We start from the raw sequence: 12,270 nt of genomic DNA on the forward strand, positions 1-12,270 counted from the left end.
CTTTGGTCCCTGCTGTCAGCACTCGATGCTCGCGGCTGCGCCGCATTGCATCGAGTGCTGACAGCAGGGACGGGCCGAAACCTTTCAGGGCCTCGCTGGACTCGGCGGTGTTGCTGGTTGCGTTCGAGGCGTGGGTTGAAACCTTTCTGGGGCCTCGCTGGACTCGGCGGTGTTGCTGGTTACGGTCGAGGTCGGTGGGGAGACCTCGTGCTGTGCCGCAGGATTCCGCTTTCTGGTAGCAGCACCATTCGTCGCGGTCCGTGGAGTTCTGGTCATCAACGGGTGTGGTGGCCGGGATGGGCGGACAGCAGGGCGCCGGCTCAGGCCGCGCTGAGTACCCGGCGTTCGCCGAGCGGCGCGTCCAACTGGATCTCCAGCGTGCCGAAGACCGCCATCATCACGCACATCTTGTCGGTGGCGTCGGCGCGGGTGCCGTTGCGGAGTTCCACGGTGACGGTGGTTTCGGTTTCGGTGACCGAGGCGTCCACGCCGTAGCACTCAGGGACCCCGGATTCGAAATGTACGGCAATCCGGTCCTCGGCGACGCGGGTCCAAGAAGTGAAGGGAATGGGGTGAGCGCCGACGATGGACGGGTCGGCGGTGAACATCTGCCCGGGGTCGGCGGTGGGGTCCTCGGTCGGTGTGCTGGGCGGGTTCTCCGAGGTGGAGGTCGCCGATGGTTCGGGGGACAGGCCCGGCTCCGCACCGGTCTCGTCGCTACCTCCGCAAGCCGTGACCGACAGCGCGGTGCAGATGGTGAGAATCGCCAGGAACCCGCGCGCTGAGATCATGCGGACGACTCTAGTGGCCGGGGCCTGGTATCGCGGTCCGGTGGCCGGGGCGCCCTGATAGACGAATGCCCGGTACCGATGTGCGGTACCGGGCATCCGGCGTAGGTCTGCGATCAGCGGTTGGTGAAGGGCAGCAGGGCCATTTCGCGGGCGTTCTTCACCGCCACCGCGACCTGCCGCTGCTGCTGCGGGGTCAGTCCGGTGACCCGGCGGCTGCGGATCTTGCCGCGATCGGAGATGAACGTGCGCAGCAGGTTGACGTCCTTGTAGTCGACGGTTTCGATCCCCGCGGCGATGAGTGGATTCTTCTTCGGCCGGCGGGCCTGCTCGGCGCGTGCCTTCTTCGACGGGCCTCGTTTGATTGCCATATGACCGGCTCCTAACTCACGAGATCAGTGGGTTTACCAGCTCGATTTGTGCACACCGGGTAGTTCGCCCCGATGGGCCATCTCGCGTACGCGCACCCGCGAGAGGCCGAACTTCCGGAGGTAACCGCGCGGTCGACCGTCGGCGGTGTCCCGATTGCGCAATCGTACCGGACTGGCGTTACGTGGCAGGCGGCGCAGGGCGGCCTGTGCGGCCAGGCGTTCGTCGTCCGGGGTGCTGGGTTTGCGGATGAGTTCTTTGAGCTCGGCCCGGCGTTCGGCGTACCGCGCGACGACCTCGCGGCGCTGGGCGTTGCGGGCGATCTTGGATTTCTTGGCCATTACCGTTCCTCGCGGAAGTCGACGTGTTTGCGGATCACCGGGTCGTATTTCTTCAGGATCATCCGGTCGGGGTCGTTACGGCGGTTCTTGCGGGTGACATAGGTGTATCCGGTGCCGGCGGTGGAACGCAGTTTGACCAGTGGCCGGAGTTCGGTCGATTTCGATGCCATCGGGTGTCTCCTCAGATCCGTTCGCCACGGGCGCGCAGGCGTGCCACCACGGCCTCGATACCGTCGCGGTCGATGGTCTTGATCCCCTTCGCTGAGACGTTCAGGGTTATCCGGCGGCCTTCGCTGGGCAGATAGTAGGTCTTGCGCTGGATGTTGGGGTCCCAGCGGCGGTTGGTGCGCTTGTGGGAATGCGAGACGGATTTGCCGAACCCGGGTTTGCGGCCGGTGACCTGGCAGTGGGCCGACATAACGGCTCCCTTCGACGGAGAACGATGACGACCGCCGTCGGAGCGATGATGACAATCGTTTTCGACAACGGCGAATCGACACTGTAGCGTGTGTCCGGTCCTAAATGAAAATCATTGCCGAAAGGGTCGTGGTGTCCATCTCCGCACAAGCATCCGCAGGCCACCGCGATCGCCGCACTCCGGTCGTGGTGGTCGCCGGTCTGCACGGTGACCCGGCCGCAACCGCCGGTCTCGTCGCCGGTGCCCTCGGCGCGGCCGACGGCACCGTGGTCGTCCGGCACGATCTCACCGAACTCCGCCAAGGGGTGGTCCGTCGTACCGTGCACGCCGCCGGGAAAACCTCCGAATCGGTGCACGAACTCGCCCACGGCTGTGTGTCGTGCACGCTGAAGGCGGATCTGCTGCCGCTGCTGTGCACCTTGGCCGCGCGCGACTCGGTGGACCGCATCGTGCTCGACCTGGATCCCGCCTTCGAGGCCGAGGCGGTCTGCGCCGGGATCGCCGAGATACCGGTCGCGGGAATCGTCGGCCGGGTGGACGGGCCGGCGGCCCGCGATGTGTATGTGGCCGCGGTGGTGACCGCGATCGATGTGCGCACCTGGCCGGCCGCCGCGACGGGTGACGCGACGCTCGAGGAGCTCGGCTGGGCCTGGGCCGAGGACGACCGTACCGTCGCCCAACTCGCCGTGGGGCAGGTCGATTTCGCCGATGCGCTCGTGGTGGCGGGCGGTGCGGATGTGGACCCGGTGGAACACGCCCGATTGAGCGCCGTACTTTCGCGCCTGGCCCCCTCGGCGCCGGTGCTCTGGCCCGAATCGGCTGCCGCGATCACGCCCGCCGCGATGGACGCGCTGCTGAGCCTTGTTCCGCCGGAATCGCGCCGCGGCCGGAGCTTCGACGCGCACGCCCCGCTGCTGCGCGGCCGGCCACCACTGGGGCCGGAACACGGGGTGGAGTTGGTGGAGTTCGCCGCGCGGCGGCCCTTCCACCCGGAACGGCTGCACGGTGCCCTGGACATGCTCTTCGACGGTGTAGTGACCGCCCGCGGCCGGATCTGGCTGGCCACACAACCGGATGAAGTGGTGTGGCTGGAATCTGCCGGTGGCGGTCTCCGGATCGGTGGGGCGGGGCAGTGGCTGGCGGCTATGCCGGCCGGCGAGCGCGCCACCGTCGATCCGGAACGACTGGCCATGGCCGGGATGCGCTGGGATGAGCGATTCGGCGACCGCGATATCTCGCTGGTGATCCTGGTGCACGACGCCGACCCGAACGAGATCCGGGAGGCGCTGCACTGGGCGCTGGTGGACGATGCCGAACTTTTGCAGGTCGAACGGGCCCCGCAACTGGTTGCCCAGTGGCCGGACCCGTTCGGTGAATGGCATACCGACCCCTGTGCGCCGGACGAGCCCAGCCCCACCGCCGCCGGTGAGGGGCGGGGAACCGAGACGGGCGAACGTGCCCGGAAGGAGAAATGATGAAACCGGGAATCCACCCCGACTACCGGCCGGTCGTCTTCGAGGACGCGAGTACCGGCACACAGTTCCTCACCCGGTCCACGGCCGGCGCGGACCGGTCGATCACCTGGTCGGACGGCAACACCTATCCGCTGCTGGTCGTCGATGTGACCGCGGATTCGCATCCCTTCTGGACCGGGGCGAACCGCCTGCTGGATACCCAGGGCCGGGTGGAGAAATTCGAGCGCAAGTACGGCAAGCGCGGCGCGCGGGCCCGGAAGGAGAGCTGAGATGGCGGTTCCGAAGCGGCGGATGTCGCGGTCGAATACGCGTAGCCGGCGGGCGAATTGGAAGGCGACGGCACCGGACCTGGTTCCGGTGACCGTGGGTGGCGTCGTCCATCGGGTCCCGCGCCGGTTGGTTGCGGCGGTGCGGCGGGGAGTGATCGATCCGGGCGAGCTGAAACGCCGCTGATCTGTCATGCCCCCTAGATATGAATCCGCCTCCGCAACAGGTCTATCCGGCGCTTTCCGGCGGCGAAAAGTGCGGTCCGGGCAATCGTCCGGCTAGCGGTTGAATATGCTCTACCAGCTAATTTCGCTTGCTGGCCGATAGCCGACCGAGGGACTGCTGGATACCGCGATTACGGACCCCGACACCGCGAACAGCGGAAAAACTTGCCGGAGGTGCTGATTCCGGGACCCGTTCCCGTTATCCTCATGCGTGAGGGCGGGTCTCCCAGAAATGGGAGACCCGCTCATCGCCACTTCAGGGGGTCTTCCGCACAGTTTCCGGCAATTCTTTTCGTGCCGGTTCACATTCCGTCGTCAGGGCATGTGCCAGCTCGTCCACCTGCCGGATCAGCGCCAGCGTCAACGCGGCGGGCAGCAGGAGCAGCGATACGGGCCACGGCAGCTGTATCCGATCGGGCTCGCCCGTCCCGTCCACGAGATCGGCGATGGTGGCTTCCATTTCGCTGATTTCGACCCGCAGCTCCGTTACCTCCGCGCGGAGCGCGCGCACCTGTGCCCACAACTCCCGCAGCAGTGTGTCCTGCTCCCCGGCCACGAGTTCTGTCTCCACCGTCGATCAGCGAGCGGGCTCGGGCAGCGGCCGTGCGCGTTGCGCGAGCGCGGCTGCCGCGGACGGCCGCAGTTCGCGACCGGGGCCGTCGGGTCCGGTGCCGTCGCCCGGGTTGCCCCCCGCGTGCCCGTCATCCGGCGTGGTGGCCGAGTTCTCGGGGTTCTTCCGGGCCGGGGCGGGTTGTTCGTCGCGGCGCTCCGGCGCCACCAGAACCGCGGTGATCGGTACGGCCAGCGACAGCAGCCCGATGACCAGCATCGGGAAGGCGTAACCGAACAACTCCATGCCCTGGGCCGGCTGCGCCTCGGGGTCCGGCCGGAATTCCAGGCTCGCGATACCGGTGAAGTAGAACACCGCCACCCCGGCCGCGAACATCACGATCGACCCCACCCGGGCGGCCGGGAAACGGAAACGCTGGAAGAGCCAGACACACAGCGATGAGGCGAGTACCGCGATCACCACCGCGATCACGTACAGCCAGACGGTGATCGACACCGAACCCTGGATAGCGGTCGAGGACAACTGCAACCACAGCATGATCCCGAAGCCGACGCCGATGGCCCCGGCCGCGCTCCCCATCCGCTTCACATCGAATTCGCGACCCGCCAGCAGCAATCCGGTGAATACCGCGGCGATGGCGAAAACCAGGGAAAGCGTGAGCTCGGAGATGTCGTAGCGCAGGACCGTACCGGGAACGGAAACACCCAGCAGGGACACCGTGCTGGCCAGCCATACCCCGACCCCGCCGATCGAGACGGCGGCGGCGGCGATCCAGATCGGCCGGAACCGCACCGAACGGCGGCCGTTGATCGCGCACGCCAATCCGACGAACATGCCGACGGCGGAGACCAGTGCGGTCAGCAGAGTGAGCCAGTAGCCCATGGTGAACAGCTCGACGGTCGCGACCGTCTCCGCGGCCAGCAGGTCAACCATGCCGGGCGACTCCCTCGTACTCCTGTGCCTTCAACCGGTTGATCGCGTACTCGGTGACGGCCGCCAGCGCTTGGCGGACCTCTTTGGCATCGCGGGCATCGATATCGACGATCGGCACCCCCTCGCGGACCGACAGCGCCTCCCGCAGTTCGGCCATGGCGAACCGCGGCGCGTTCGGGAAACGGTTCACCGCGATGAGGAACGGCAGGTTGCGCGCCTCGAAGAAATCGACCGCGGCGAAACTGTCCTCCAGCCGGCGGGTATCGATCAGGACCACCGCGCCGATCGCGCCGCGGATCAGGTCGTCCCACATGAACCAGAATCGGCGCTGGCCCGGCGTACCGAACAGGTACAGCGTCAGGTTGCCGGGCAGGATGATCCGCCCGAAATCCATGGCGACGGTGGTGGTCTGTTTATCCGGGGTATCGTCCAGATTGTCGACGCCGTCGGAGAAGCTGGTGACCATCGCCTCGGTGCGCAGCGGCACGATCTCCGATACTGCGCCGACGAATGTGGTCTTCCCCGCGCCGAAGCCGCCCGCGACCACGATCTTGGTCGACGCGACGCGGGTATCGGATCCCGCCGCGGCACCACCCTCGGTCTTGCTATAGGGCTCGGAGTCCACGCAATGTCCTCTCCATCAGCGACCGGCGCTCGTCGTAGCTCGCCTGCTCGGTCAAAGTCGAATGCACTCGCAGGTTGCCGTCCACGACGAGATCACCGATGACGACGCGGACCATACCGAGCGGGCGATCGAGATGGGCGGCGATTTCGGCGACCGACAGCTGGTGGGTACCGAGCCGAAGGATTTCGGCCCGGATATCACCGGACGGCCAATCGAATTGTGCATGATAGGAGATGGTTTCGATAACCGCCTCCATCGGCAGATCGACCGCCGGTTGGGTGCGGCCCGAGGTCAGGGCATACGGCCGGACCCGTCCGGCCCGCCGCGGGGTACTCGGGGCCGGTTCCGGGCGGAACCGGTAGGCACCGGTGTTGAACTGCGCGGATGCGGGATCGCTCTGCTGGGCTCCCGGCCCGAAATTATGGGCACCGGGCCCGTACTCGGGCCCGCCGGTATTGAAGTTGGGCGTCGGTTGGCCGAATTGGGACATGGTGCTCAGACGGTTGATCGGGCGGTCGCGCTGACCACCGAGCCGACGCGGTCCACAAGGAGTGCCATTTCGTAGCCGATCCGGCCGATATCGTGCTGTTTGTTGGCCAGCACGGCGATATGGGACCCGTTGCCGACACTCATCACCAGCAGGTAGCCGCGCTGCATCTCGACGATCGACTGCATCACCTTGCCGCCGTCGAACAACTGGGCGGCACCGGTGGACAGGCTGGCCAGACCGGCGGTGACCGCGGCCAGCTGTTCGGCCCGGTCGGCCGGCAGATGCGGGCTGACCGCCTGCAGCAGCCCGTCCGCGGAGACCAGGACGGCGTGGGAGACACCCGGGACGTCCCGGGTGAATCTGGCGACCAGCCAGTTCAGGTTCTCATCGGTGTCCGTGCTGCCGTTCGAGGTGGTCATGCAAGCCCTCCGTCATTGTGCTGTGCGTCGACCCGCCCACTGCGGACGCCGCTCAGATGTCTGGTCAGATTGCTCCGGATCTCCTCCGGATTCCGCGGGGCCTCGTCTTCGACGGGGGCGAGCCCGCCGGGCACGAGCTGCGCGCCCGGCCGGCGGATCGGGAGCCCGTTGGCGGTGGTGGAATCCGAACTGGGGCGGGCCGCATCCTCGGCGGCCAGCCAGCCGGCATCGGCCGGCGACGTCCAGTCCTGGCGCGGCTCGTCCTGTGTGGACGCCGGCTCCACCAGCCACTCCGACACCATGCGCTGGTAGATCGGGGTGGGCGTGGCGGCGCCGACGGGCTGTAGCCGGGTGGATGTGGCCGGGCCGGCGGATGCTTCGTCGAGGCGTTGTCCGGCGCGGCCGAACGGATCCTCGCGTTCCATACCCGGGCGGCGGATCGGCAACCCCGAGCGGGAGGTTATCGATACCGGAGCGTCCCGCGCCGGTTCCGGACCGGTGTACGCGGAGTCGACCGGAGCCGGGAACGATTGGGTCTGATGGGTTTCCGACCACAACCCGGTCGGTGTCTCGTCGGGTTCTGGCTCCTCGACAGGGTCGAACGCCGAGAACGTATCCCGCGTGCCGTTCGCGCCGGGCCGGCCGTTACCCGCACCTGTCATCGGCGGGAAATCCGTGGCCGGCCGCCGCTGGGGCAGGCCGGAGGCGGTCGTGCCGAGCCCCGAGGCGCTGTTTGCGGCCCCCGAGGCGGTGGGCACCGGAGTCAGCGGCGGCGCCGGGTCCGGCCGCGACGGCCAGGACTCGCTCTGCGGCAGGCTGGGTACCGGCATCAGCTGTCGCGGCTGGGGCTGCGCCGGCAGCGCGGGGGAAGAGTGCAGCTGCGGCGGTTGCGGTGGCAGCTGGGGTGGGGAGCCGAGGGAGAAATCCGGGGTGAGGGTGGTGGAGTTGTCCGGGCCGGTGTCGGGCGAGACCAGCAGGCCCGGTAGATGCAGGCTGGCGGTGATCCCCGGCTGCTGGGCCATGGTCGAGGTACGGCGCAGGCCGACCGTGATCTGATGGCGTTTGGCCAGCCGGCCGACGACGAACAGGCCCATCCGGCGCGCGGTTTCGACATTGATCTCACCGCCGGAGGCCAGCCGGGCGTTGGCCGCGTGCAGGTCCTCGGTGGCCATTCCCAGACCGCGGTCGGTGATCTCGATCAGGTATCCGCCGTCCACCGCGCGCGAAACCGTCACGGCCACCGGAGTGTTGGGTGGTGAGTAGCGCAGCGCGTTATCGATGACCTCCGCGAGCAGATGTTCGATATCGACAGCCGGCTCACCGGCCACGACCCCGTCGGGGACATGACCGATCTCGACCCGCTGATAGTCCTCGACCTGAGATACCGCACTCCACAGCATATCCGAGAGCGGGACGGGCTCGAGCTGACCGCGGCGCAACGCGGTGCCGGCCAGCACGAGCAGGTTGTCGCCGTTACGTCGCATCCGGGTGGCGAGATGGTCGAGCCGGAACAGGTTCTGCAGCCTTCCGGGATTCTCCTCGTCGTGTTCCAGTTCCTCGATGATCCCGAGCTGCTGTTCGACCAGCGATTGGCTGCGCCGGGACAGGGTTTCGAACATATTGCCGATCTGGACCCGGAGACGGGCCTGGTCGGCGGCGAGGTTGAGCGCCTGCTGGTGCATTTCGTCGACCGCGCGGGCCAGCTGGCCGATCTCCTCGGTGCCCTGGACACCGACCGGTTCGATGTCCGGGGTCTCGGCGCCGCCGCGCACCTGCTCGAGTTCCTCGGGCAGCCGGACATGGGCCACCTCCAGGGCGTCACGACGCAACCGGCGCACCGGTATGACCAGGGTCCGGGCCACGGCCAGCGCCAGGGTCAGGCCGCCGAGCAGCGCCCCGATCAGCAACGCGGTTTCGCGTAGCGCGATGTTCTGGGCGGAGATGGTGGCGTGGTGCAGCGCGCCGGTGATGGTCGCGGACAGCTGTTCTGTCGTGGCGTCATAGCCCTGCAGACTGGCGTCCAGGGAATCGCGCGCGGCCGGATCGTTCAGTGCGCCCTGGGTGCCCTGGCTGAAGATGGCCAGCCGGGTCTGGACCGCGTCCAGCAGCGGCCGGATACCGCCGGCCGTATCCGGCAGGAACTGGCCGTACTGCTGGATCATGGTCAGCTCCGCGCCACCGGAGGTGAGGACGCGGGCGCGCAGCGCCGGGTTGTCCACGGCGCTGGGCGAACTGATCACCAGGCGCTGGGCGGTGAGCGAGCGCCGCGCCGCCTGGACGGCGCTCAGCTGCAGGAAGTAGCGCTGGACGGAGAGGTTGTCGACGGTGGGCGATTGCGCCAGCGCGTTACCGACCCGTACCGAGATCTCGTCGGCCTGGTCGCCGAGCATGGCGGGCGAGCCGTTGCCGATACCGCTGCGCATGGTGGAGCCGAGGGTGAGTGCCGAGGACAGTTCGCGGGAGACCGCCGGTGAGATGGCGTTGCTGTCCATCGCGCGTTCGAGGACCTGGTGGGCCGAATCGAACCGGGAGAGCGCCGCCGTGGTCCGGGACTCGGTATCGGAACCCCGCGCGGTGGCCGTCACCGCCAGGTTTTCGGCCGCGGCGTTGTAATCGACGATCGGCTGGATGACGCGGGACTGTTCGGTCGCGGCTTCGAGCTGCTCCAGGGTGCGCAGCTCGTTGTTGATCCGTAGCACCGCGAACAGGGTGGCCAGGACGACCGGCAACACCAGGACGATACCGACCTTGCGGGTGACCGACCAGTTGGACAGGCTGAATTGCCACGGTCGCGGGGTTTCCATCCGCCTCTGTCGCCTCCGCATCACGATCGACCTCATTTGGTGCGTGGCCGTTTCAGTTATGGTTGAATGTCACACCGAACCGACCAGAGGTCTAGTTTTTCCCGCTCGGAACATACCGTGCATGTTAGCCCTGGGCAATCGGGACGTTCAGCCGGTTATACCGCGAATAAAGCGGATGACGAACGGGTTTCGTGACATATCACAGATCGGTAATGACCGGCCCGGCAATCGGATGTATTCCCAGGTCGGCGCCGCGGCGCGCGAGCCGGCCGGGCCCTCTCAGTAGCCTCTCAGTCGCTGCGGTCAAACTGGTGCAATGCGCATTCTGGTGGTCGACGACGATCGTGCGGTGCGGGAATCGCTGCGCCGTTCACTGACCTTCAACGGCTACACGGTCGATCTGGCGGTAGACGGTATCGACGCCTTGGAGAAGGCGACCGCCGATCGGCCCGACGCCCTGGTGCTCGACGTCATGATGCCCAGACTGGACGGCCTGGAAGTCTGCCGCCGGTTACGCAGTACCGGCGACGACCTGCCGATACTGGTACTCACCGCCCGCGATTCGGTATCCGAACGGGTCGCCGGCCTGGACGCCGGCGCCGACGACTATCTGCCCAAACCGTTCGCGCTCGAAGAACTGCTCGCCCGGCTGCGGGCGCTGCTGCGCCGCCGCACGCCCGATCCCGGGGAGATCTCGGAAACCATGCGGTTCGCCGATCTCTCCCTGGACCCGGTCACCCGGGAGGTCGCGCGCGCAGACCGGTCCATTTCGCTCACCCGTACCGAATTCTCACTGCTGGAAATGCTGATGGCCAATCCGCGCCGGGTACTGACCCGCGGCCGGATCCTCGAGGAGGTATGGGGTTACGACTTCCCGACCTCCGGTAACGCGCTGGAGGTCTATATCGGCTATCTGCGCCGGAAAACCGAGGCAGACGGGGAACCCCGGCTCATCCACACCGTGCGCGGCGTCGGCTACGTGCTGCGCGAAACGCCTCCGTAAGCCCGCGATATGGCACGTACCCCCCGCTCGGCGGCCAAGAAACATACGGTGGCGACGCTCGGCCGGCCCTGGCCGGACGAGCCCCCGCCCATGCGCCCGCCGACCCCGCTGACCCGCACCGTCTCACTGCGGTGGCGGGTCACGCTGCTGGCGGCATCGCTGGTGGCGATCTTCGTGGCGATCACCTCCATCGCGGCCTACGCCATGGTCGCCCGGGCGCTCTACGGTCAGGTCGACGCTCAGCTGCACGCCCGTGCCGCCACCATGATCAGCGGCGATATCGACGATATGGCGTTCCAGTCGCTCGGCCTCGCCACCTTGTTCTCCAACGATATCGGTGTCGCGCTGATCTATCCGGTGCCACCGTCGGAGGTGGAGAAACCGGCGAGCATCCCCGTGTACATGCCGCCGCAGCCCACCACACCGCCCATCGGCACCGAAGAGGTCGCGGTGGCACAGGGCAAACGGGAATCGTCGCTGCGCACCTACAACAGCCAGCGGGTGCTGGCCGAGCGGATGGACTCCGGGGTCACCCTGGTCATCTCGCAGCGGCTCGAACCCACCCGCGAGGTACTGGACCGGCTGGCCTGGCTGCTGTTCGCCGTCGGCGCCTGCGGGGTCGTGCTCGCGGCCGGTGCCGGCACCACCGTCGGCCGCACCGGGTTGCGCCCGATCGCGCGCCTCACCGCCGCGACCGAGCGAATCGCGCGCACCGACGACCTGACCCCCATCCCGGTCACCGGCGACGACGAACTCGCCCGGCTGACCGAGAGTTTCAACACCATGCTGCGGGCGCTCGCCGAATCCCGGGACCGGCAGCGCCGGTTGGTCGCCGACGCCGGTCACGAACTGCGGACCCCGCTGACCTCGTTGCGCACCAATACGGAATTGCTGATCGCCTCGAGTCGCCCCGATGCCCCGGCGATACCCGAGGAAGATATGGCCGAACTGCGTTCGGATGTGGTGGCGCAGATCGAGGAACTGTCGAACCTGGTGGGCGATCTGGTGGACCTGGCCCGCGAGGACGCACCGGAAACGGTGTACGAGCGGGTCGATCTCGGCGAGGTCACCGAACGCGCCCTGGAACGGGTCCGCCGCCGCGGTGCCGTGGCCTTCGACGCCGAACTGCGGCCCTGGTTCGTCTACGGCCACGAAGCCGCCCTGGAACGGGCGATTCTCAATGTGCTCGACAATGCGGCGAAATGGAGCCCACCCGGTGAACTGGTCCGGGTGCGGATGGCCGAAACAGGACGCGGCCTGCTGGAACTATCGGTCGCCGACGCCGGCCCGGGGATACCCCCCGCCGAACGCGAACTGGTCTTCGAGCGCTTCTACCGGACAACGGCGTCCCGGTCCATGCCCGGTTCGGGACTGGGCCTGGCCATTGTGAAACAGGTCGTCACCAAACACGGCGGCACGATCGCCATCGACACCTCCGATCGCGGCGGTGCGATGATCCGGATCGTATTACCCGGTCAGAGCCAGTGACCTGTCTGTCTCCGACCGACCGGATCTCTGCCCCACTCTGGGGCACGCCCCGAAA

Annotated in this window: 16 protein-coding genes; 5 read left to right on the top strand and 11 right to left on the bottom strand. The window is 67.7% G+C overall.

The window, feature by feature from the left end:
* Nucleotides 1-320: 320 nt before the first annotated feature.
* The 5 genes from ACFWPH_RS16220 to rpmB all read right to left on the bottom strand — a co-directional run bounded on the left by ACFWPH_RS16220 (nucleotide 321) and on the right by rpmB (nucleotide 1,916).
* Nucleotides 321-791 (bottom strand): hypothetical protein, encoded by a 471-nt coding sequence (locus ACFWPH_RS16220; RefSeq protein WP_378751640.1) that lies wholly within the window; start codon nucleotides 789-791, stop codon nucleotides 321-323.
* Nucleotides 792-904: 113 nt separating this feature from the next.
* Complete coding sequence (rpsR, locus tag ACFWPH_RS16225) at nucleotides 905-1,159, bottom strand: 30S ribosomal protein S18 (protein ID WP_062973672.1); 255 nt, start codon at nucleotides 1,157-1,159, stop codon at nucleotides 905-907.
* Between the two features lie 33 nt (nucleotides 1,160-1,192).
* Nucleotides 1,193-1,498 (bottom strand): 30S ribosomal protein S14, encoded by a 306-nt coding sequence (gene rpsN, locus ACFWPH_RS16230; protein WP_378751642.1) that lies wholly within the window; start codon nucleotides 1,496-1,498, stop codon nucleotides 1,193-1,195.
* Nucleotides 1,498-1,668, bottom strand: a complete 171-nt coding sequence (rpmG, locus tag ACFWPH_RS16235) for a 50S ribosomal protein L33 (RefSeq protein ID WP_068042800.1) — start codon at nucleotides 1,666-1,668, stop codon at nucleotides 1,498-1,500. The genes rpsN and rpmG overlap by 1 nt, the downstream gene beginning before the upstream one ends.
* A gap of 11 nt (nucleotides 1,669-1,679) precedes the next feature.
* Complete coding sequence (gene rpmB, locus ACFWPH_RS16240) at nucleotides 1,680-1,916, bottom strand: 50S ribosomal protein L28 (protein WP_378751645.1); 237 nt, start codon at nucleotides 1,914-1,916, stop codon at nucleotides 1,680-1,682.
* A 104-nt stretch (nucleotides 1,917-2,020) separates the two neighbouring features.
* Here rpmB and mrf point away from each other — a divergent pair, with 104 nt between their 5' ends.
* From mrf to rpmF, 3 genes are read left to right on the top strand one after another with little or no spacing between them, the layout of a single operon-like run.
* Nucleotides 2,021-3,391: a ribosome hibernation factor-recruiting GTPase MRF gene (gene mrf, locus ACFWPH_RS16245; RefSeq protein WP_378751647.1), complete on the top strand. Its 1,371-nt coding sequence runs from the start codon at nucleotides 2,021-2,023 to the stop codon at nucleotides 3,389-3,391.
* Nucleotides 3,391-3,660: a type B 50S ribosomal protein L31 gene (locus tag ACFWPH_RS16250; protein ID WP_378751789.1), complete on the top strand. Its 270-nt coding sequence runs from the start codon at nucleotides 3,391-3,393 to the stop codon at nucleotides 3,658-3,660. The genes mrf and ACFWPH_RS16250 overlap by 1 nt, the downstream gene beginning before the upstream one ends.
* Before the next feature lies 1 nt (nucleotide 3,661).
* Nucleotides 3,662-3,844, top strand: a complete 183-nt coding sequence (gene rpmF / locus ACFWPH_RS16255; protein ID WP_378751649.1) for a 50S ribosomal protein L32 — start codon at nucleotides 3,662-3,664, stop codon at nucleotides 3,842-3,844.
* A gap of 294 nt (nucleotides 3,845-4,138) precedes the next feature.
* On the opposite strand, the gene ACFWPH_RS16260 is transcribed toward rpmF, so the two are convergent.
* From ACFWPH_RS16260 to ACFWPH_RS16285, 6 genes are all read right to left on the bottom strand, one after another.
* Nucleotides 4,139-4,453 carry a hypothetical protein gene (locus tag ACFWPH_RS16260; protein ID WP_378751651.1) on the bottom strand — a complete coding sequence of 105 codons (315 nt, stop codon included), beginning with the start codon at nucleotides 4,451-4,453 and terminating at the stop codon, nucleotides 4,139-4,141.
* Nucleotides 4,454-4,459: 6 nt separating this feature from the next.
* Complete coding sequence (locus tag ACFWPH_RS16265; RefSeq protein WP_378751653.1) at nucleotides 4,460-5,386, bottom strand: MHYT domain-containing protein; 927 nt, start codon at nucleotides 5,384-5,386, stop codon at nucleotides 4,460-4,462.
* Nucleotides 5,379-6,011 (bottom strand): ATP/GTP-binding protein, encoded by a 633-nt coding sequence (locus tag ACFWPH_RS16270; protein WP_280413778.1) that lies wholly within the window; start codon nucleotides 6,009-6,011, stop codon nucleotides 5,379-5,381. Before ACFWPH_RS16270 ends, ACFWPH_RS16265 begins: the two co-directional genes overlap by 8 nt.
* Entirely contained in the window at nucleotides 5,992-6,306 is a 315-nt protein-coding gene (locus ACFWPH_RS16275) for a DUF742 domain-containing protein (protein WP_051157956.1), read from the bottom strand. Before ACFWPH_RS16275 ends, ACFWPH_RS16270 begins: the two co-directional genes overlap by 20 nt.
* A gap of 200 nt (nucleotides 6,307-6,506) precedes the next feature.
* A complete protein-coding gene (locus ACFWPH_RS16280) occupies nucleotides 6,507-6,920 on the bottom strand; it encodes a roadblock/LC7 domain-containing protein (RefSeq protein WP_033243512.1) in 414 nt (137 codons plus the stop codon).
* Nucleotides 6,917-9,724, bottom strand: coding sequence for an ATP-binding protein (locus ACFWPH_RS16285; protein WP_378751656.1), 2,808 nt, complete (start codon nucleotides 9,722-9,724; stop codon nucleotides 6,917-6,919). The genes ACFWPH_RS16280 and ACFWPH_RS16285 overlap by 4 nt, the downstream gene beginning before the upstream one ends.
* 316 nt (nucleotides 9,725-10,040) lie before the next feature.
* On the opposite strand from ACFWPH_RS16285, the gene ACFWPH_RS16290 reads away from it, so the two are divergent.
* Nucleotides 10,041-10,727: a response regulator transcription factor gene (locus tag ACFWPH_RS16290; protein ID WP_033243510.1), complete on the top strand. Its 687-nt coding sequence runs from the start codon at nucleotides 10,041-10,043 to the stop codon at nucleotides 10,725-10,727.
* A 9-nt stretch (nucleotides 10,728-10,736) separates the two neighbouring features.
* Nucleotides 10,737-12,215 (top strand): ATP-binding protein, encoded by a 1,479-nt coding sequence (locus ACFWPH_RS16295; RefSeq protein ID WP_378751658.1) that lies wholly within the window; start codon nucleotides 10,737-10,739, stop codon nucleotides 12,213-12,215.
* Nucleotides 12,216-12,270: the final 55 nt, after the last annotated feature.

The sequence above is a fragment of the Nocardia sp. NPDC058499 genome, assembly GCF_042719915.1.
Lineage (GTDB): Bacteria > Actinomycetota > Actinomycetes > Mycobacteriales > Mycobacteriaceae > Nocardia.

Bases quoted from the DNA above. Each gene is read 5' to 3' on its own strand.
- mrf (WP_378751647.1), top strand. From the start codon at position 2,021: ATGAAAATCATTGCCGAAAGGGTCGTGGTGTCCATCTCCGCACAAGCA.
- ACFWPH_RS16295 (WP_378751658.1), top strand. From the start codon at position 10,737: ATGGCACGTACCCCCCGCTCGGCGGCCAAGAAACATACGGTGGCGACG.
- ACFWPH_RS16280 (WP_033243512.1), bottom strand. From the start codon at position 6,920: ATGACCACCTCGAACGGCAGCACGGACACCGATGAGAACCTGAACTGG.
- ACFWPH_RS16290 (WP_033243510.1), top strand. From the start codon at position 10,041: ATGCGCATTCTGGTGGTCGACGACGATCGTGCGGTGCGGGAATCGCTG.
- ACFWPH_RS16265 (WP_378751653.1), bottom strand. From the start codon at position 5,386: ATGGTTGACCTGCTGGCCGCGGAGACGGTCGCGACCGTCGAGCTGTTC.
- rpmF (WP_378751649.1), top strand. From the start codon at position 3,662: ATGGCGGTTCCGAAGCGGCGGATGTCGCGGTCGAATACGCGTAGCCGG.
- ACFWPH_RS16220 (WP_378751640.1), bottom strand. From the start codon at position 791: ATGATCTCAGCGCGCGGGTTCCTGGCGATTCTCACCATCTGCACCGCG.
- ACFWPH_RS16285 (WP_378751656.1), bottom strand. From the start codon at position 9,724: ATGGAAACCCCGCGACCGTGGCAATTCAGCCTGTCCAACTGGTCGGTC.
- ACFWPH_RS16250 (WP_378751789.1), top strand. From the start codon at position 3,391: ATGAAACCGGGAATCCACCCCGACTACCGGCCGGTCGTCTTCGAGGAC.
- rpmB (WP_378751645.1), bottom strand. From the start codon at position 1,916: ATGTCGGCCCACTGCCAGGTCACCGGCCGCAAACCCGGGTTCGGCAAA.
- rpsR (WP_062973672.1), bottom strand. From the start codon at position 1,159: ATGGCAATCAAACGAGGCCCGTCGAAGAAGGCACGCGCCGAGCAGGCC.
- rpsN (WP_378751642.1), bottom strand. From the start codon at position 1,498: ATGGCCAAGAAATCCAAGATCGCCCGCAACGCCCAGCGCCGCGAGGTC.
- rpmG (WP_068042800.1), bottom strand. From the start codon at position 1,668: ATGGCATCGAAATCGACCGAACTCCGGCCACTGGTCAAACTGCGTTCC.